Here is a 19,135-nt window from a genome sequence, read left to right as displayed (position 1 = left end):
GACAGGTTATGTTCATTCACTATGCTCAGAAGAGAAACCCGGCGAAGCTCTCTCAGAAAAGCGCCAGCGCCTATCGCCAGAAGATGACCGCCGAACAGGGCGGGAAAGATTTCATAACAGGCTCGCCACTGACAGATCCAGTTATTGACCACGACCACAGAACAGGGCATTGCCGCCTTATCCTGAACCGTGTAACGAATGCCATTGAAGGCGATTTCAATCGCATCTTGTCTCGCATTGCCTACCGTGAAGACTTCACACCGCTCTTATGGGAAGTTTATTTCGGTCATCATAGCGATCTGTACGATGAGTTATACGACGCAGCGCTCGACCGTAGGAACGGCTTTCTCAAAGAAGATGACTTCGGATTTATCTTAAAACAGTTTGCGGTGTATTACGCCGTCCGCTTTGACCAACTTCACCACCTGGAGTATTACCGATGACCAAAAACCCGCAACAATCCTTAGCCTGGTTAAAGCACTATTGGAGCCACCAGCAACAGGACATGCAGAAATCAGAAATCAAGCTCGAACCACTGAACAAGCCAGAGTTATTCGACAAAGCAGTAGATAAAATCACAATTGGTCAGTTCTATCAGTGGTTACTTTCCGAAGGCTACATCTTCAAAACTAAGGATAACAAATAATGTTGAAACTCATTATTGCACGCGACGTGCTCAGCTGGATTGATGCAAATAAGGGCGAGGACAGCCGCCCAACATTCATTATTAAAACTTTACGAAATGCTATGAACGAGGGCACTGATGACAGAAAAGCAACAAATAAGACCACTGATTGACCATTTACAAGCAGAAAAGTACGCGTTTATCAGCGCTCAAGGTAAAATACTCCTCCACCACATCCCCACGAATACAAATCACTGTCTGGACATTCTCGAAAGGGAATACCATTTATCAACTGGTAGAAAGTGGCGGCGGGATTATTTAAACCTTCTTTGGGATCACATTCCATTCATCAAAGTTTACGATTTCAACCCGGCGAAGCCATACGGTATCGATCAGAATGGAACCCTGAATACGTTCAGGCGCTGGCACAGCGACAAGACACCAGCCGCAGATCTCACCTTATGGCATGAGTACCTGGCGAGACTCTTCCCAGACCAGACAGACCGCGCCACAGTGAGCGCATACATGGCGCACATGTTCCAGCACCCAGAACAGCGCCCAAGCTGGCACATCGTGATCCCAAGCGACACCGGAACCGGGAAAGGCTTTTTGTTCAATCAAATTCTTTCGCCGCTCCTGATGCACCAGACCACGCTTTACAGCAACTACAGCACCCTAACCAGCGTCCACAATGACGCGATGGCCCGTACAATCCTGATTCTGTTTGACGACCCGCCGCCAGCTACACGCAGCATGGCAGACCGCTTAAAGTCCATCCAAACAGAACCCATGATCGAGATTAACCGGAAGTACGAACAGCCCCGCAAAGTACCAACATTCACCAGATTTTTCACGTTCAGTAACAGCGAAAGTCCGATAGAAGTAGAAGCCAATGACCGCCGTCATTACTGCACCCACTACATACGCCACAAGGTGAGCAGGGAAGAGACAGCCGAGTTTATCACCCGCCTTGCAGAGTGGCTCGCCGTGGGAGGTCTGGAAGCCGTCCACGCTTATTTAATGGCTTACCCCTTGTCAGAGTTCACTCCGTATCGCCCACCGTTCAGCGTGGCGCTTGAGCGCATGAAACAAGCCAGCATTAGCGAAGAGCAGAACGAAGCGGAGATCTTCACCGGAGAAAATCCGGCGTTTGCATTCCAGGCATTCCATGACGCTTGCCCGTCATTCGCACGACCACAGGACGCGAGTCAATGGCTACGTGATAACGGGTACATGAGCGCCAGAGTGAACACCCGCGCCGGGTTAAAATCAGTCTGGTATCGAGCGCCGCAGGACGGCAGCAGCAAGATCCCGGAGAGTGTTCTCTCCTGGTTTGTCGATAAATACTACCCAACCCCGACGAAGTGATCAGGGCTACAGGGCTATGATTTTAGCCCTGCATTTTGAAACCCGCGCCACCACTGGCTTGATCATGGCTACAAGGCTAACAGGGCTATTTATCAAGTATTCTTAGATCTTTTTCGACTTCACCGTTTTTATAACGGGGAGAGGAGACTCCCGCCAGAGTTTCCCGCAACGCATTAGCCGCCCCATTTCAGCCGCTTACCGTGACGTTCGTCATGGTGTAGCGATCTGCTGAACAAGTATTGACAAGCAAATCTTTAAATCACTCATACAGCGAGTCTGTACTTGCGCCCCATCCGGGCGGCGAGGGTAGCCGCACACATTCCCGCCCAGAAAGTGCCAGCGCACAACCAGGGCATCAAAACAAATCACTTTTATTCAGGAGGCCATGTAATGGCACGACGCAGCAAAGCTGTATACGAAGAATTTTTCCAAAATGGGCGCAAGGCACAGCGCATAGAAGAAGTTGAGCGCCAGCTTATGAACACAGACCACCAGCACCACCGTCAGCTTGAAGCGGAGGAACGCAGCACGGAAAACATGGAAGACAATTTCCCTCGTGTTATTCCAAACACGCCAATCATCGAGTGGTTGCCGGGATACTACATCCATCGCCTTGAGTGGGAAGCGTACCGCGACGGGCGCAGCGTGATAGACGCGCAAGAACCGCGCCAGACGGTTGACCCGGAGCTAATCTCGTACCAGTGGAATCACTTTGTAGTTAACTCACGCTTTCCGTGGAAGCTGGAAGATCACGCCATCGTTTACACCTTCGTTTAGCGTTTTACTTTTCGAGAGAGTCCCAGCGAACCGCAGAAACTATCCCCCAGTTGCCGTTTGCATTTGGTCGCTTCCATTTCGCAGTCTCCATCTTACGCAGGTAGTCTAAAGCCTCTTCGAAAATTAGAAACCTCTTTAGGTTATCAGCCTCGCCAACGACATAAGACCGATCCCGATTACTCGCAAGCCCCGGATTAAAACAAGTGCCGTCCTTCGCATACGGAACAATCACAATCTCTGTATTTTCAGTTTGATTAGATGCAAAGAGTTGCCATGCTTCAACCCCAAGCGCACGAGCCAATGTCTCAATAGCATCAAGCGAGGCATTTGACGTCCCTCGTTCAATCCTGCTCATGTAGCTACGAGCAAACCCACAGCGATCAGCAAATGCTTCCTGGCTAAGACCAGAAGCAATGCGAAGCTGTTTAACTCTTTGTCCAAACAAGGCTCTTAGATTCTTTTGCATCTGCTAAAGATGCAAGTTTAGACCTCTAATCAGCCACGCTCTAATCGTGACATTTCGAACTAATGTTGTATGATTTGCTCCTTCCACAGAACACAAACCAGGAACATTATGAAAAAGATTCTTATGGCGGCAGTATTGATTGCGACGGCGACTAACGCTTACGCGTTGAGCCACGGGGATAGAGCCACCCTAAAAGAAGGAACATTTAACTGTAAGAAGCTGACCGATTTTTACGAGATGATCAGTAACATTCAGGACAAAGACCAGCAAGGTATGATTGGTCTCATTACTTCCGGTAAATGCCGTCTCCTAAAAGAATCGATGACAGTTGAGATTCAGAACGTAGACGAAAAGGGTTTTGTTTCCTTCATCACTCCAGGTGGTCACGGTGGCTGGGCTGTTCAACAGTTTTTTGAAGAGTAATCCCCTTCTATCTCTTAATGGCGTGAATCCTCACGCCATCACACAAGCGTAGCATTTGAGTATACATTAACACTACGTGATAAATGTGGCCTAAAAGGCGTAGCTTAAATAGCGCTTTACTACTTAAACGCTACATGCAATTATACTACAACCCAAACACTACAGAAGGGCTACCCTGATGACCACCAGCCGAGTTTATGCCTATCTTCGCGCCTCCACTAAAGAGCAGGACGCTACACGCGCCAAAGCAGCATTGGCAGAGTTCGCCGCCGCTCATGATTTGGGTCACGTCACATACTTCACTGAGAACGTGAGCGGAGCCAGCTTACAGCGCCCGGAGCTTATGCGCCTGATAGACATAGCCGCGCCTGGTGACATTCTGTTAGTGGAGCAAGTAGACCGCCTGAGCCGCCTTAACGCTGAGGACTGGGAGACACTGAAAGCCCAGATCGATAATAAAGGCTTGCGAGTGGTGGCTCTCGACCTACCAACCAGTCACGTATTGTTAGCCGCAAAGGGCGAGTTTATGCAATCCATGATGAAAGCTATCAACGGCATGATGTTAGAAATGCTGGCAGCAATCGCCCGTAAAGACTACACAGACCGCCGCCGCCGTCAGGCTGAGGGAATCAGCAAGGCGAAAGCTGAGGGCGCTTACAAGGGCCGTCCAGTGAACGGCAAACTTCACGAACAGATCCGCGCATTGCATGAAGCAGGTAAGACAAAGAGCGAGATCCATCGCCTCACAGGTGCAGCCCGAACCACCATTAACAAAGTACTGGAAGCGTAAGCCACAAGGATATTTTGCCGGGATCAGCATAAGATTTGGGTGGACTTCGCAAGCGGCGTTAAACCATTTAAGCAAACGAGCGCACGTATAGTGCTTCTATTGAGGAACATGGACATGAAACATCTTCTGCTAACACTGGTGCTGTTACCAGTTCTGGCGAATGCTGGACAGATCACCTTGATTCTTAACGACGAAATCAAAACAACTGATGGTAAGATTTGCCTCTACGAAAACGCAGCAAGAAGCGAGCAAGTAAAAGTGGCTGCAAACGCTGAATGCCGTCACACAATGACATTTGAGGATTGATCATGAGTAACAAAAACTACGAAAGCCATCGTAAAGCGATAGTTAGCAAAGGCATTCCATCAGACTTGTTAAAGCGGATAACTGATTCTGACATTCAGGTAATCAACACATTTTTAACGCGGGTAAACAAACTCGAGCTATCTTCATATGAAAAAGAGTGGCTCATAAAAAACATCTCAAGCGTTTAGCGAACATCGAAACCAAGGAAAATCAGGTATGGCTACGATTACCAAAACATACGAGAAGATAGCTCCGAAACTTGATGACATGGTGAGCCGTGGATTTAGCGACATCGAGCTAAAGTATGGGAGCCAGAACGAAATTTACGCCTACGGCGAACGAAAACTATTAGCAGAGGACTTCCGAAAACTATACCCCGAAAAGATGAACGACATTCCGCAAGACTTCCCGCCAGATGCCACGGTGATCGTGGAAGACATGGTATTGCTATACAAGCCCCGTAGCGGTCAACTCACCAGAACCGCATCAGAGACACAACTTAAGCATCATCAAGCTTTCAACAGTTGGTGTCATGCTAATGTCGGGAAAGGAAAAGGCTACACGCAGACAACTAAAAATACGATTAACGCAATTTACATTATAGGAGTCATCGTAATGATTGGGCTTGCTTTTTGGTTTTGGTCAAAAAGCCGTTGAAACGTAGCTGTCCAGTCAAATGATTTTCTTCGTATTCAAGAATAACTCCCATTTTTTTCTGAGCTTGTTTTTATCGAGTGCTACAGAATGTTCACCAATAACTTTACCTTCGAACATTTTTGCATAAATACAATCAACCCCAAAGTGAATAGTAAGTGTTTCTGGGTTTATTCCAAGCTGACCATTATCAAACATCCTATGACAATCCGAAGTTAGAAGAATGCCATTACTCGTATCCATGTTGTATGAAAAACAATAATCCTCCAAATGACAGGCTTGTAATAAAGTTTGAGTTGATTGGCCTGTTACCGCGCATCGACCATTAAAATTACGTTCCACTCTACGTCGAAAACTTTGCTGGTCACTAATTCTTCGTAGTTGCAGTGTCCGCTGAACATTGCTCGAGATTAGTTTTAAATCGCTAATTCCTATAGAACTCACTACGTTATCATGTTTTATTTTTTCGACTTTCTGATTTTTCTTTCGAATAAGAATCTTATAACCTATCACGACAAGATTATACAAAAAAACCTCAGACTGCTCTTTATTTTTTGCTATTTGCTGCGATTCATCGTTGCTTTTATTACGAAGTGAAATTAAATAAACAAGGGTATTGAAATAAGTATACTCCCCTGTTCTTATCCTGCTGTCATAATACTCAGATGATAACTCACGATTTTTAGCGATCTTGTATGCTTGAGAAACTGGCATAGTCCTAATCAATTGTGTATACAACTCGCTGTTGAAGTAAAACGCAACGGCTTCATCTTTAATAACTGGGATAATTCCTGGCTTTATGGTGTTCTTCGAGACTGAACTCTTTATCTCATTAGGAATTTCTACTGGTTTTGGTTTTGAATACGAAACTCGCGAAAGAAGAGCCATTCTTTCCAACTCTACTTGTGCTTCCTTAGCAATTAATTCTTTTCGTAACCGTTCACGCTCTAAAGTTTTTTCATTGAGCGGCAAGAAATTGCGATCTTTATTGCTAATAGTAAACTGATCAGGCGGTATAGTTTTCTTAAATGAACGGACTTGAATTGATTTCCTATAATTTTCTCTTGTGGTTCTTCTATCCTGCTTAATTGCCGAGCGAGATTCTTTCAGACCTATTACCGGAGCATCCTTCGTCCTGTTTCTGATCTCGTAATTTAAAGACTTTATGAGTTCTGAAACCTCCTTCTTCTTCTCGTTAGAAGTTAAGGGATCATTTATTATTTCCGAGTACTCATTCTTTATACGAAATAATTCAGGCAAAGTCATTGCTTGCGCATGAAGTTTTCTTTTATTTTTCTTTTGCTGTTCACCAACACTTGAAGCAACAAGTTTTGTAATTGCGCTTTCAGGTTCACTGTTTTTCGTCGCATTGAATAATGCGTCAGCAAGGATGCTATTTTTCATCAGCATTTACCTTTCAGAAAACATAATCATAAAAGTGTTCCTGATAACCTTATTCATCGCTCACCCCTTCCATTCGGATTAATCTTAGGTTAACGATTGTATGTGTAATGTGCAACAGACAAAATTTTAATAAAGCTGCCATAAAGCCCCGTTAGTGGTAAGGAAACAAGCGGAGCGTAGCGACTTCATCAGATTGTCAGAGGGATCACACCTTATCAGGGTGCTCGTGTACCTTTTCAGGAGCGTGAGCGAAGCGCTGGCAGAGCCGGATCTGTAGCTACCGGGGCGTTACCACTATTCACCTGTTTACGCAGCCACAAGGCCGCACATCGGGCTTAAATGCGTATGATCAGTCTGGTGTAAGAGACAATGCCCGGATCAGGCTTTTCCTTCACGTTGTGCTATCGCGGTGTGAGGTTGAAACTGCCGCCGCCGAATAGTTATACTCTCACTTCCATAGTAACTATCCGTGACAACTAACAGTGTACCTTGTGGTGATAGTTTGCCGTTCAATGGTAGAACGATCACGACAACTTATGTTAAGTAAGTTGTTGAAAGCAAAACGAGTTTTATCGAAGTTTTGCCACAAGGGGAGAGATCTGGAGCGGGCGAAGGGAATCGAACCCTCGTATAGAGCTTGGGAAGCTCTCGTTCTACCATTGAACTACGCCCGCGAAGAGGTGCGAAAAGCATTATAGACCTTACGCACCCTGTGGCAAGCCCGGATTGGGCTAACTGCTGATAAAATAACCTTTTAGCACTTAGGCTTACTGCCTTGCGGCGGCAGATAACGCAGCGGGTCGATGGCCGTGGCACGATAGCGAATCTGGAAATGCAGCCGTACGGAATCGGCGTCCGTACTGCCCATGGTCGCAATCTGCTGGCCAATCTTCACGCTCTGGCCGTTATTAACCATCATCTTATCGTTATGCGCATACGCGGTGATGTAATCCTCGTTATGCTTAATCATGATCAGGTTGCCGTAGCCGCGCAGCTGATTGCCGACGTAGACAACCTTACCGGAGCCGGCGGCGTAAACCGGCTGGCCGCGGGTACCGGCGATATCAATACCTTTATTGCCGCCATCGCGGGTGGAGTACGGCATCACCACCTTACCGCTGGTCGGCCAGCGCCAGCAGCGCTGCCCCACCGGCGGCCATGAGGACTGCGGCACCGCCGATGATGGCGTTACGGAGGCTGTGCGGGTGCTGGAGGATTTTTTCCCGGCGGTACTGCTTTTTGCTTTCGAACCGCCGTTAAGTTTCAGCTTCTGTCCGACTTCAATAGTGTATGGCGGAGAGATGTTATTCAAGCGCGCCAGATCGCGTACGCTGGTGCCAGTGCTACGGGAGATCGCATACAGCGTATCGCCGCGCTTCACGGTATAGGTGGAACCAGAATCGGATGTACTGGAACAGCCGGCTAATACCAGGCTACCAAGCAGCATCATCGCGATATAAAAGCGTGTTTTCATCAGGCGTCCTGCACTCAACGGTTTCTCATCTCGGCGTCATGGGCGAATATCATACCAGCCCGATGGACGATCCCCAATGTTCTACGCTTATTCTACGACCTCTACTCCCTTCGGCGCGTTAAATGGATAACCTCCGGCGATAATATCCATCAACGCCGGGAGATACGACATTGACGGTAATTTCACCAGCGCCGGATAAAATATCTGCGGCGAGGGGAAGACATCAACCACATAGCAATGAGGCAGTTTTTCAGCATTCACTTCCGAGGATGGCAACAACGTCGCCGCTTCCAGTCCGCCCTCCAGCCAGTCGAGGATCACCCCTGGTTGGGTAATATGCATAATCACCTTCGCACTGACGCCGGATTTACGAAACAGATCCATCAGCATCTCATAGGTGCCGGAATCTTTCGCCCGGTGAAGCAGCACCAACGGCATCTTCGCCAGCGCGTTATAATCGAAGGGATTAGACGGCGGCTGCGGCAGACATTTTTTATTAATGACGGCTACCAATTTTATCGGGTCAAAGGAGACATAATCGAAACCCTCACTACGGTAGGGCCGCTGTATTAAGGCCAGGTCGATAGCGCCTTCATTTAATAACGTTTCCAGATGACTTGAATCGGTCACCGAGATATTTATTGCCGTTTCTGGATTTCGCCGATAGAGCTCCATTAATAAAGGCTGAAAATAGTTTTGATAAAGATGAGTTAAGCCAACGCGCACTTCCGCACGGGTCTTTTGCGCAATATCGGCCGTTTCCCTGGCGGTATCTTCCACCTGGCGTAATATTTCACAACCCTTACGATAAAGAAAATAGCCTGCTTCCGTTGGTTCAATACGGTTGCCGCGGCGTTCAAAAAGCGACACCTGCAGCTCTTCTTCCAGCTCCTGTATCCGCTTACTGAGCGGCGGCTGCGCCATGTTGAGCGATTTCGCCGCCTGGCTAACCGAGCCATGTTCGACCACCCGGCAAAAATAGCGTAAGCGTTTCAGATCCATTATCTAACCCCTCTTTATCTGCAGGTCAGTATTGCACTAATGGAATCAAATAAAAAGCCGCGGCAATCCCTCCATTTTAATTAATCATTTCTTAACAGCTTTTTAAATTAAACCTTTTTGATCTACTGACCATCCGGTAAACGGTATTTGTTTAATTAATCGAACAAAAATATTGTGCGGTTAGCAAAATTGCTTTCCCAAAGGAACACTCATGGCACACTCAGATAAAAAAGCGCCGTCGTCGGTGCATGATTTACGCTCTGCCCTGGCGCTATTAAAAACGCTACCTGGCGAATATGTTGAAACCGATACCGAAGTCGATCCCCACGCCGAGCTCTCCGGCGTTTATCGCTACGTGGGCGCCGGCGGTACCTGCCAGCGTCCGACGCGTAAGAACGGCCCGGTGATGGTATTTAACAACATTAAGGGCTTCAACGACATCAGCGTAGCCATCGGGCTGAACGGTTCACGCCAGCGCGTCAGCCAGTTCCTGCAGTGTGAACCGGCGAAACTGGGCCACCTATTGAAAGACTCCGTTGAAAATGCCATTGCCCCGACCATGGTGCAGGGCGCGGCAGTATGCCAGGAAGTGGTGCACCTCGCCAGCGATGATGATTTCGATCTACGCAAGCTGCTGCCTGCGCCAACCAACACCGAAGAAGACGCTGGCCCGTATATCACCATGGGCCTGTGCTATGCCTCCGACCCGCAAACCGGTGAATCCGATATCGCCATTCATCGTCTGTGCGTACAGAGCCGCGATGAACTCTCAATGTGGCTGACGCCGGGCCGCCATATCGATGCCTTCCGCATGAAGGCGGAAGCGGCGGGACAGCCGCTGCCGATCTCGATTAGTATCGGCGTGGACCCGGCTATCGAAATCGCCGCCTGCTTTGAACCGCCGACCACCCCGCTGGGCTTTGATGAGCTAAGTATCGCCGGCGCGCTGCGCGGCCATCCGGTGGAGATGGTGCAGTGTAAAACCATTAATGAAAAAGCCATCGCCCACGCTGAAATCGTTATCGAAGGCGAACTGCTGCCGAACGTACGCGTGCGTGAAGATCAAAACACCAATACCGGCCGCGCCATGCCGGAGTTCCCTGGCTATACCGGCGAAGCCAAAGAGGCGATTCCGGTCATTAAAGTTAAAGCGGTTACCCATCGTATCAACCCCATCTGGCGCACCACCGTCGGGCCAGGCGAAGAACATGTCAACATGGCCGGGATCCCGACCGAAGCCAGTATTCTCGATATGGTAGAACGCGCCATGCCGGGCAAATTGCTCAACGTCTTCGCCCACTCGGCAGGCGGCGGCAAGCTGCTCGCGGTGCTGCAATTCAAAAAGTCGTCTCCAGCCGATGAAGGCCGCCAGCGCCAGGCTGCGCTACTGGCGTTCTCCGCCTTCCCGGAACTCAAACACGTTATTCTGGTAGATGAAGATGTTGATATTTTCGATAGCGACGACGTGCTATGGGCGATGCAAACCCGTTACCAGGGCGATGTCGATACCGTGGTGATCCCTGGCGTACGCTGCCATCCGCTCGACCCGTCGCAGGTGCCGGAATACAGCCCCAGCATTCTGCAGCAGGGAATGTCGTGTAAAACCATTTTCGACTGCACCGTACCGTTCCATCTGAAGCACAACTTTGAGCGCTCTAAGTTCAAAGCGGTTGATGTAAAACGTTTCCTGCCGGATTTCGAATAAGGGCAAATACCATGACACCACGCATCATCATTGGCATTAGCGGCGCTTCCGGATTCCAGTACGGCGTCAAAGCGCTGGAGCTTCTGCGGCCGCAGGCGGTAGAAGTGCACCTTGTGGTCTCCAAAGGCGCGGAAAAGACCTGCGAGCTGGAAACGGACTACCGCTTAGACGAAGTGATGGCGCTGGCTGACGTGGTACACCCTATCAACCATCTGGGCGCATCTATCTCCAGCGGATCGTTTAAAACGCTGGGGATGTTAGTCGCCCCCTGCTCAATGCGGTCATTGGGCGCTATCGCCCACTGTCTCACCGATAATCTGCTCACCCGCGCGGCGGACGTGGTGCTGAAGGAACGCCGTCGGCTGGTGTTGTTAGCGCGCGAGACCCCGCTCAACCTCGGCCATATACGCAATATGGCGGCGGTTACCGAGATGGGCGGCATCATCTTTCCACCGGTTCCGGCGCTCTATCAACGCCCGCAAAGCGCAGATGACATTATTACCCATAGCGTGAACCGCGCGCTCGACCTCTTTGACCTTGAGGTCAATAACATCCCGCGCTGGGGTGAAGGCGCGCTGCATTACGCGTAACAGGAACTCGCAATGTTAATTGGTCCATATGTAAATGGTTCCGCCGTGATTATCGGCGGATTGATCGGCGCAATGGCCGGAGGCAAACTTCCGGAACGCGTCAAAACCGCGCTACCGATGACCTTTGGTCTCTGTTCGGTTGGCCTGGGCATCACCCTGGTGCTGAAGGTGAAATATATGCCGGCGGTAGTGCTGGCAATGGTACTCGGCGCTTTCCTCGGCGAACTGCTGCATCTGGAAAAACGCATCGGCAGCGCGGCGGGTTCAACACGTGGCTTGATTAATAAAGTTTTGCCGCCCGTTCAGGGGTTAGGTCATGAAGAATTCACCGAAAAATTCGTCGCTATCCTGGTGCTGTTTTGCGCCAGCGGTACCGGTATTTTCGGCGCCATGACCGAAGGTATGAGCGGCGATCCGTCGATCCTGTACATTAAAACGATCCTCGATCTGTTCACCGCCGGGATATTCGCAACCCTGCTGGGCTACGCGGTGATGACCATCGCTATCCCGCAGATCGTTATTCAGGTGGCGCTGGCGATGCTGGCGGTGTTTATTCTGCCGATGATCACCCCGTCAATGATGGCGGATTTCTCCTGCGCCGGTGGATTGCTGATGGTAGCGACCGGGTTACGCATCTGTAACATCAAGCTTTTCCCTGTCGCCAACATGCTACCAGGGCTTGTTTTGGTAATGCCTTTCTCCCATTTATGGGCTACCCTAGTGGCCTGAGTACATGACCCGGCGGGTTTGTGCCGGGTCATTTATTTTTTTCAGGAGTCGTCATGGCCGGGGAACACGTCATTTTGCTGGATGAGCAAGATAAACCCACAGGTATGCTGGAGAAGTATGCCGCCCACACGCTCGATACCCCTTTGCATCTCGCATTTTCCTGCTGGTTGTTCAATGAGCAAGGCCAGTTCCTGGTCACGCGCCGTTCGCTTAGCAAAAAAGCCTGGCCCGGCGTGTGGACTAACTCGGTGTGCGGACATCCGCAACAGGGCGAGACCTTCGAGCAGGCCGTCACCCGGCGCTGCCGCTTCGAACTGGGCGTCGAGATCGCTGATATTGCCCCCGTCCATCCGGCCTTCCGCTACCGCGCCGTCGCACCGAATGGCATCGTCGAAAACGAAGTGTGCCCGGTTTTTGCCGCACGCGTGGTCAGCGAGCTGCAACCGAATGATGATGAAGTAATGGGTTATCAGTGGGTTGAGCTGACGGAAATGTTAAGCGCGCTGGCCGCTACCCCGTGGGCCTTTAGCCCGTGGATGGTACTGGAAGCCCAAAACAAAAACGCGCGTCAGGCGTTAATAGACTTTGTCGCGCGTTTACGTGCGTAACCGCGAGTGACGAGCATTAAAGACCCAGGCTACGCCAGCGACGAACCTTGACATCAGACATAAAAAAACCCGGCAAGCCGGGTTTTTTACTTTTCGCGAGAAGCGATTATTTCTGCGGACGCATCGCCGGGAACAGAATAACGTCGCGGATGGTGTGGCTGTTAGTGAACAGCATCACCATACGGTCGATACCGATGCCCAGACCGGCGGTCGGCGGCAGGCCGTGTTCCAGCGCGGTGACATAGTCTTCGTCGTAGAACATCGCTTCGTCGTCACCGGCGGCTTTCGCATCAACCTGATCCTGGAAGCGCTGCGCCTGATCTTCGGCGTCGTTCAGCTCGCTAAAGCCGTTACCGATTTCGCGGCCGCCGATGAAGAATTCAAAGCGGTCGGTGATTTCCGGGTTCACGTCGTTACGACGGGCCAGCGGAGAGACTTCTGCCGGGTATTCGGTGATGAAGGTCGGCTGGATCAGATGCGCTTCCGCCACTTCTTCGAAGATCTCGGTCACGATACGGCCCAGACCCCAGCTCTTCTCAACTTTGATGCCGATAGACTCAGCGATCGCTTTCGCGGAATCGAAGTTATCCAGATCCGCCATCTCGGTTTCTGGACGGTATTTCTTGATGGCTTCACGCATGGTCAGTTTTTCGAACGGTTTGCCGAAATCGAAAGTCTGATCGCCGTAAGGCACGGCAGTATTACCGAGGATGTCCTGCGCCAGAGTACGGAACAGGGATTCGGTCAGCTCAATCAGATCTTTATAATCCGCATACGCCATATAGAGTTCCATCATGGTGAACTCTGGGTTGTGGCGAACGGAGATCCCTTCGTTACGGAAGTTACGGTTGATTTCGAAAACGCGTTCGAAGCCGCCAACCACCAGACGCTTGAGGTACAGTTCCGGCGCGATACGCAGGTACATGTCCAGATCCAGCGCGTTATGATGGGTGATGAACGGACGCGCGGAAGCGCCGCCTGGGATCACCTGCATCATCGGGGTTTCCACTTCCATAAAGCCGCGGCCAACCATGAACTGACGGATGCCAGCCAGGATCTGCGAACGTACTTTGAAAGTGTTACGGGATTCGTCGTTGGAGATCAGATCGAGGTAACGCTGACGGTAGCGCGCTTCCTGATCCTGCAGGCCGTGGAATTTGTCCGGCAGCGGGCGCAGGGCTTTGGTCAGCAGACGCAGCTCGGTGCAGTGGATGGACAGCTCGCCGGTTTTGGTTTTGAACAGCTTACCGCGGGCGGCGATGATGTCGCCGAGATCCCATTTTTTGAACTGATCGTTGTAGACGCCTTCCGCCAGGTCATCGCGGGCGACGTACAGCTGAATGCGGCCGCCGACATCCTGCAGGGTAACGAAAGACGCTTTACCCATGATACGACGGGTCATCATGCGGCCAGCAACGGCCACTTCGACATTCAGCGCTTCCAGCTCTTCGTTTTCTTTGGCATCGAAGTCAGCGTGCAGTTGGTCAGAGGTATGGTCACGACGGAAATCGTTCGGGAATGCGACGCCCTGCTCACGCAGCGCAGCCAGCTTCTCACGACGGGTTTTCAGTTCATTATTAAGGTCAATTGCCGCGTCAGCGCCCTGTGCTTGTTGTTCAGACATGTTGGTTCCTCATAACCCTGCTTTCAAACTTGCTTCGATAAATTGGTCCAGGCTGCCATCGAGCACCGCCTGAGTGTTGCGGGTTTCCACCCCGGTGCGCAGATCTTTAATACGCGAGTCGTCCAGCACGTAAGAGCGGATCTGGCTGCCCCAGCCGATGTCGGATTTGTTATCTTCCATCACCTGCTTCTCGGCATTTTTCTTCTGCATTTCCAGCTCATAAAGCTTCGCTTTCATCTGCTTCATGGCCTGGTCTTTGTTCTTGTGCTGCGAACGGTCGTTCTGACACTGCGTCACCAACCCGGTCGGGATGTGAGTAATACGCACCGCGGATTCCGTACGGTTAACGTGCTGACCACCGGCGCCGGAGGCGCGGTATACGTCGATACGCAGGTCGGCCGGGTTAATTTCGATATCGATATCGTCATCAACTTCCGGATAAACGAACGCCGAGCTAAAGGAGGTATGACGGCGGCCGCCGGAATCGAACGGGCTCTTACGCACCAGGCGGTGAACGCCGGTTTCAGTACGCAGCCAGCCGTAGGCGTAATCGCCCATGATTTTGATGGTCACGGATTTAATGCCCGCGACTTCACCTTCGGATTCTTCGATGATTTCGGTCTTAAAGCCGCGCGCTTCCGCCCAACGCAGGTACATGCGCATCAGCATGCTGGCCCAGTCCTGGGCTTCGGTGCCGCCGGAACCGGCCTGAATATCAAGATAGCAGTCGGCGCTGTCATATTCGCCGGAGAACATGCGGCGGAACTCAAGCTGCGCCAGCTTCTCTTCCAGCCCGTCCAGCTCGGCAACCGCTTCGTTGAAGGTCTCTTCGTCTTCGGCTTCTACCGCCAGCTCCAGCAGTCCGGCGACATCTTCCAGACCCTGGGTCATCTGATCCAGCGTTTCGACGATAGCTTCCAGGGAAGAACGTTCTTTACCCAGCGCCTGTGCGCGCTCAGGTTCGTTCCAGACGTCCGGCTGTTCCAGCTCGGCGTTTACTTCTTCGAGACGCTCTTTCTTCGCATCGTAGTCAAAGATACCCCCTAAGAACGTCGGAGCGCTCCGTGAGGTCCTGAATGCGGTTTTTTACCGGATTTATTTCAAACATGGTCGGTTTCTTTTAATGGATTTGTCAAAATGCGGTGATAAGAGCGGAATTCTACCGGATTCGCGCCCTTATTAATACACTGTTGTCAATTTGGCCAGAGGTGATCGATGATCAGCTGCAGGCTACGGTTGCCGCGGAACTCGTTGATGTCGAGCTTGTAGGCTAACTGTACTTCACGAACGCCGTTATCCGGCCAAATGGAAGTATCGATGTTGAAGGCAATACCGTCCAGCAGCGGCCCGCCGTCAACCGGTTCGACCATCACTTTCAGGTGACGCTCGCCCACCAGCCGCTGCTGCAGCAGGCGGAAACGGCCATCAAACAGCGGTTCCGGAAACATCTGTCCCCATGGCCCGGCATCGCGCAGCATCTGCGCCACTTCCATGCTCATCTCCGCCGCCGCCAGCGGGCCATCGGAAACCACCTCGCCCTGCAATAATGCGGGATCCAGCCACTCGGTCACCAGCTCGCCGAAGCGCTGTTGAAACTCCTCAAAACGCGCCTCTTCCAGCGATAAGCCCGCCGCCATCGCGTGGCCGCCAAACTTCAGGATTAACCCAGGATAAAGCGTATCAAGGCGCTCCAGCGCATCGCGCATGTGCAGCCCCTGAATAGAGCGGCCAGAACCTTTGAGCGTGCCGTCGCCGGTAGGCGCAAAAGCGATAACCGGGCGATGGAAGCGCTCTTTAATCCGTGATGCCAGGATGCCGACCACCCCCTGATGCCATTGCGGATGGTACATCGCCAGCCCGCCGGGCAGGGTGTCGCTACTGCGTTCCAGCTGCTGACACAGAGTCAGCGCTTCGGCCTGCATCCCCTGCTCAATCTCTTTACGCGTTTGATTGAGCGCATCGAGCTCGTTGGCCAGCACCCGCGCCTCGCCGATGTTATCGCACAGCAGCAGCGCGACGCCGACGGACATATCATCCAGCCGCCCCGCAGCATTCAGGCGCGGCCCGAGGGCGAAACCCAGATCGCTGGCGGCAAGCTTTTGCGGATCGCGGTTGGAAATTTCCAGCAGCGCTTTAATGCCTGGCCGACATTTTCCGGCGCGAATGCGGCTTAACCCCTGCCAGGTCAGGATGCGGTTGTTGGCATCCAGCGGCACGACGTCCGCAACGGTGCCCAGCGCCACTAAATCCAGCAGCTCGGCAAGGTTTGGCGCGGCGATACCGCGGGCCTCGAACCAGCCGTTATCTCGCAGGAAAGTACGCAGCGCCAGCATCAGATAAAACGCCACCCCAACCCCGGCCAGCGATTTTGACGGGAAGTCGCAATCGCGCAGGTTAGGGTTAACGATAGCTTCCGCCGCCGGCAGCGTATCCCCCGGTAGATGGTGATCGGTCACCAGCACCGGGATGCCGAGCGCATGGGCATGATCGACGCCGCTATGCGATGAAATACCGTTATCGACGGTCATGATCATCTGCGCGCCGCGCGCGTGCGCCTGATCGACCACTTCCGGGCTTAAGCCGTAGCCGTCTTCAAAACGGTTCGGCACCAGATAGGAGACGTTGCCGTAGCCCAGCGCGCGTAGCGCCAGCACGCTAAGGGCGGTACTGGTGGCGCCATCGGCGTCAAAATCGCCGACCACCACAATATGTAGCCCTTTCTGGAAAGCGTCATGCAGCATCTCAACGGCCTTTTCAACGCCGGTAAGCTGCGTCCATGGCAACATGCCTTTGACGCCGCGTTCCAGCTCCTGCGCGCTGCGCACGCCGCGGCTGGCATACAGCCGCTGCAGCAGCGGCGGCAGGTCGGCGGGAAGGTCGACGCCGTCAACCGCCTCGCGGCGGCGTAGTTGTATCTGTTGTTTCACGCGAATCAGTTACCGCTTGTCTGTTTTTGATGCTCGTCGAGGAAAGCTTTAAGCTCTTTCGGCCCCTGATAACCTGGCAGCACCATGCCGTTGCTGAGGACCATCGCCGGGGTACCGTTGACGCCCATCTGTACGCCAAGCGTGTAGTGTTTAGCGATATCCACATTGCAGCTCGCCGGCTGTACGCCCTTACCGTTCATGGCGTCATCCAGCGCTTTATTGTGATCTTTCGCACACCAGATAGCTTTCATATCCTGCTCGGCCTGGCTTTGCAGCCCCTGGCGCGGGAAGGCCAGATAGCGCACGGTGATCCCCAGCGCGTTATAGTCGCTCATCTGCTCGTGCAGTTTATGGCAGTAGCCGCAGGTGATGTCGGTAAAGACGGTAATGACATGCTGCTCCTTCGGCGCTTTATAGACAATCATCTCTTTGGTTAAGGCGTTCAGCTTGCCGACCAGCAACTGGTTGGTGACGTTAACCGGCTGCGCGCCGCTGACGTCGTACATCGGTCCCTGAATAATGTGTTTACCATCGTCAGTGACGTACAGCACGCCGCTGTCGGTAAGCACCGTGCTCATCCCGGAAACCGGCGACGGTTGAATATCGGTGCTCTGCACACCCAGTTTCGCCAGCGACTGTTTGATCGCCGCGCTATCGGCATGCGCCGCGCCGGAGAGCGAGGCCGCCAGCAGGGTGAACATCAATAAACCTTTTTTCATACTCAGTCCTTTTATTCAGCGCTCACGCCCGCGGGTGATGCTGTTGATGAAGTTGTCGTAAACGTTCGGTCGCCACGTGGGTGTAGATCTGCGTGGTGGAGAGATCGCTGTGTCCTAACAGCATCTGCACCACGCGTAAATCGGCGCCATGGTTGAGCAAATGCGTGGCGAACGCATGACGCAAGACGTGCGGGGAGAGCTTCGCGCTGTCGATCCCCGCCAGTACGGCATAGTGTTTAATGCGGTGCCAGAAGGTCTGGCGCGTCATCTGCTGCGCGCGCTGGCTGGGGAAAAGCACATCCGAAGCCACGCCGTTCAGCAGCCACGGGCGGCCGTATTCAAGGTAATTTTCTACCCATGACACCGCCTCTTCGCCCAGCGGTACCAGCCGCTCTTTGTTGCCTTTACCAATGACCCGCAGTACGCCCTGTCGCAGGCTGATATCGCTCATCGTCAGGCCGACCAACTCCGAGACGCGCAGACCGGTGGCATACAGCACTTCCAGCATCGCCTTATCGCGCAACTCCAGCGGCTGCTCCACCAGCGGCGCCTGCAGCAAACGCTCAACCTGCGCCTCGCTGAGATCTTTCGGCAGCCGCTGGGGCAGCTTCGGCGAAGCCAGCAGCGCGCTGGGATCGTCCGGGCGGATTTTCTCCCGGTACAGATGCTGGAAGAACCGGCGCACGGCGCTAAGCAGCCGTGCGGTACTGGTCGCTTTGTAGCCGCCGGTTTGCCGCTCGGCCAGCAGCGCCTGTAAATCGTCGCTGCCGACGCTCGCCAGCGACAGCCCGCGATGATGCAGCCACTCCACGAGCATCGTCAAATCGCGACGATAGGCGCTGAGCGTGTTCTCCGCCAGATTACGCTCCAGCCAAAGGGCATCGAGAAACTGTTCAATTTGTGCCAGATCCTGTTTCACATCGGCCTCTTTGTTCGTTATACGC

Annotated in this window: 21 protein-coding genes and 1 tRNA gene; 12 read left to right on the top strand and 10 right to left on the bottom strand. The window is 52.4% G+C overall.

Translation table 11 applies throughout. The features are described 5' to 3' along the window. Positions 1 to 8 precede the first annotated feature (8 nt). The 4 genes from PGR29_RS14645 to PGR29_RS14630 all read left to right on the top strand — a co-directional run bounded on the left by PGR29_RS14645 (position 9) and on the right by PGR29_RS14630 (position 2,770). Positions 9 to 443 (top strand): endonuclease domain-containing protein, encoded by a 435-nt coding sequence (locus tag PGR29_RS14645; RefSeq protein WP_316424758.1) that lies wholly within the window; start codon positions 9 to 11, stop codon positions 441 to 443. Further along, the gene (locus tag PGR29_RS14640; protein WP_043876083.1) at positions 440 to 646 is read left to right on the top strand and encodes a hypothetical protein; all 207 of its coding nucleotides are present in this window, start codon (positions 440 to 442) and stop codon (positions 644 to 646) included. Before PGR29_RS14645 ends, PGR29_RS14640 begins: the two co-directional genes overlap by 4 nt. A gap of 117 nt (positions 647 to 763) precedes the next feature. Then, positions 764 to 1,993 carry a DUF5906 domain-containing protein gene (locus PGR29_RS14635; RefSeq protein WP_316424757.1) on the top strand — a complete coding sequence of 410 codons (1,230 nt, stop codon included), beginning with the start codon at positions 764 to 766 and terminating at the stop codon, positions 1,991 to 1,993. Between the two features lie 390 nt (positions 1,994 to 2,383). Continuing rightward, on the top strand, positions 2,384 to 2,770 hold the full coding sequence (locus tag PGR29_RS14630; RefSeq protein WP_316424756.1) for a hypothetical protein: 387 nt from the start codon (positions 2,384 to 2,386) through the stop codon (positions 2,768 to 2,770). 4 nt (positions 2,771 to 2,774) lie between these two features. Here the strand turns inward: PGR29_RS14630 and PGR29_RS14625 are convergent, their stop codons facing one another. Further along, positions 2,775 to 3,236 (bottom strand): helix-turn-helix domain-containing protein, encoded by a 462-nt coding sequence (locus PGR29_RS14625; protein ID WP_015386388.1) that lies wholly within the window; start codon positions 3,234 to 3,236, stop codon positions 2,775 to 2,777. Between the two features lie 108 nt (positions 3,237 to 3,344). Between PGR29_RS14625 and PGR29_RS14620 the strand changes: the two genes are divergently transcribed. The 4 genes from PGR29_RS14620 (at position 3,345) to PGR29_RS14605 (ending at position 5,412) form a co-directional block, all read left to right on the top strand. Continuing rightward, complete coding sequence (locus PGR29_RS14620; RefSeq protein WP_015386387.1) at positions 3,345 to 3,659, top strand: hypothetical protein; 315 nt, start codon at positions 3,345 to 3,347, stop codon at positions 3,657 to 3,659. 178 nt (positions 3,660 to 3,837) lie between these two features. Beyond that, on the top strand, positions 3,838 to 4,449 hold the full coding sequence (locus PGR29_RS14615) for a recombinase family protein (protein WP_316424755.1): 612 nt from the start codon (positions 3,838 to 3,840) through the stop codon (positions 4,447 to 4,449). Positions 4,450 to 4,563: 114 nt separating this feature from the next. Then, on the top strand, positions 4,564 to 4,755 hold the full coding sequence (locus tag PGR29_RS14610; protein ID WP_316424754.1) for a hypothetical protein: 192 nt from the start codon (positions 4,564 to 4,566) through the stop codon (positions 4,753 to 4,755). 216 nt (positions 4,756 to 4,971) lie between these two features. Next, complete coding sequence (locus PGR29_RS14605) at positions 4,972 to 5,412, top strand: hypothetical protein (RefSeq protein WP_316424753.1); 441 nt, start codon at positions 4,972 to 4,974, stop codon at positions 5,410 to 5,412. A 15-nt stretch (positions 5,413 to 5,427) separates the two neighbouring features. Here the strand turns inward: PGR29_RS14605 and PGR29_RS14600 are convergent, their stop codons facing one another. The 4 genes from PGR29_RS14600 to PGR29_RS14585 all read right to left on the bottom strand — a co-directional run bounded on the left by PGR29_RS14600 (position 5,428) and on the right by PGR29_RS14585 (position 9,289). Then, positions 5,428 to 6,813 (bottom strand): HNH endonuclease signature motif containing protein, encoded by a 1,386-nt coding sequence (locus PGR29_RS14600; RefSeq protein WP_316424752.1) that lies wholly within the window; start codon positions 6,811 to 6,813, stop codon positions 5,428 to 5,430. 600 nt (positions 6,814 to 7,413) lie between these two features. Then, positions 7,414 to 7,487, bottom strand: a tRNA-Gly gene (locus PGR29_RS14595). Between the two features lie 80 nt (positions 7,488 to 7,567). After that, entirely contained in the window at positions 7,568 to 8,287 is a 720-nt protein-coding gene (gene actS, locus PGR29_RS14590) for an amidase activator ActS (RefSeq protein WP_087859745.1), read from the bottom strand. An 87-nt stretch (positions 8,288 to 8,374) separates the two neighbouring features. Beyond that, positions 8,375 to 9,289 carry a LysR family transcriptional regulator gene (locus tag PGR29_RS14585; RefSeq protein WP_101705733.1) on the bottom strand — a complete coding sequence of 305 codons (915 nt, stop codon included), beginning with the start codon at positions 9,287 to 9,289 and terminating at the stop codon, positions 8,375 to 8,377. A gap of 211 nt (positions 9,290 to 9,500) precedes the next feature. Between PGR29_RS14585 and PGR29_RS14580 the strand changes: the two genes are divergently transcribed. Genes PGR29_RS14580 through idi form a run of 4 tightly spaced genes read left to right on the top strand, consistent with a single transcriptional unit; the run spans position 9,501 to position 12,921 of the window. Continuing rightward, positions 9,501 to 10,994, top strand: coding sequence for a UbiD family decarboxylase (locus tag PGR29_RS14580; RefSeq protein WP_316424751.1), 1,494 nt, complete (start codon positions 9,501 to 9,503; stop codon positions 10,992 to 10,994). A gap of 11 nt (positions 10,995 to 11,005) precedes the next feature. Next, complete coding sequence (locus tag PGR29_RS14575) at positions 11,006 to 11,584, top strand: UbiX family flavin prenyltransferase (RefSeq protein WP_045359429.1); 579 nt, start codon at positions 11,006 to 11,008, stop codon at positions 11,582 to 11,584. A gap of 12 nt (positions 11,585 to 11,596) precedes the next feature. Further along, positions 11,597 to 12,313: a DUF554 domain-containing protein gene (locus PGR29_RS14570; protein ID WP_004144724.1), complete on the top strand. Its 717-nt coding sequence runs from the start codon at positions 11,597 to 11,599 to the stop codon at positions 12,311 to 12,313. A gap of 53 nt (positions 12,314 to 12,366) precedes the next feature. After that, entirely contained in the window at positions 12,367 to 12,921 is a 555-nt protein-coding gene (gene idi, locus PGR29_RS14565; RefSeq protein WP_087859747.1) for an isopentenyl-diphosphate Delta-isomerase, read from the top strand. 106 nt (positions 12,922 to 13,027) lie between these two features. Here the strand turns inward: idi and lysS are convergent, their stop codons facing one another. The 5 genes from lysS to xerD form a co-directional block, all read right to left on the bottom strand. Continuing rightward, positions 13,028 to 14,545, bottom strand: coding sequence for a lysine--tRNA ligase (gene lysS, locus PGR29_RS14560; protein WP_015369798.1), 1,518 nt, complete (start codon positions 14,543 to 14,545; stop codon positions 13,028 to 13,030). 9 nt (positions 14,546 to 14,554) lie between these two features. Then, a protein-coding gene (prfB, locus tag PGR29_RS14555; RefSeq protein ID WP_108418699.1) for a peptide chain release factor 2 occupies positions 14,555 to 15,653 on the bottom strand; the annotation gives its coding sequence in 2 pieces (ribosomal slippage) (positions 14,555 to 15,577 and positions 15,579 to 15,653; 1,098 coding nt in all). Positions 15,654 to 15,738: 85 nt separating this feature from the next. Further along, a complete protein-coding gene (gene recJ / locus PGR29_RS14550; RefSeq protein ID WP_101743525.1) occupies positions 15,739 to 17,472 on the bottom strand; it encodes a single-stranded-DNA-specific exonuclease RecJ in 1,734 nt (577 codons plus the stop codon). A 5-nt stretch (positions 17,473 to 17,477) separates the two neighbouring features. Beyond that, entirely contained in the window at positions 17,478 to 18,191 is a 714-nt protein-coding gene (gene dsbC, locus PGR29_RS14545; protein ID WP_316424750.1) for a bifunctional protein-disulfide isomerase/oxidoreductase DsbC, read from the bottom strand. Positions 18,192 to 18,213: 22 nt separating this feature from the next. Next, complete coding sequence (xerD, locus tag PGR29_RS14540) at positions 18,214 to 19,110, bottom strand: site-specific tyrosine recombinase XerD (protein WP_113373021.1); 897 nt, start codon at positions 19,108 to 19,110, stop codon at positions 18,214 to 18,216. Positions 19,111 to 19,135 lie beyond the last annotated feature (25 nt).

It is taken from the genome of Klebsiella sp. 141203 (assembly GCF_032601985.1).
Classification (GTDB): Bacteria; Pseudomonadota; Gammaproteobacteria; order Enterobacterales; family Enterobacteriaceae; genus Klebsiella; species Klebsiella aerogenes.
This window is presented reverse-complemented; position numbering and strand designations above follow the sequence as displayed.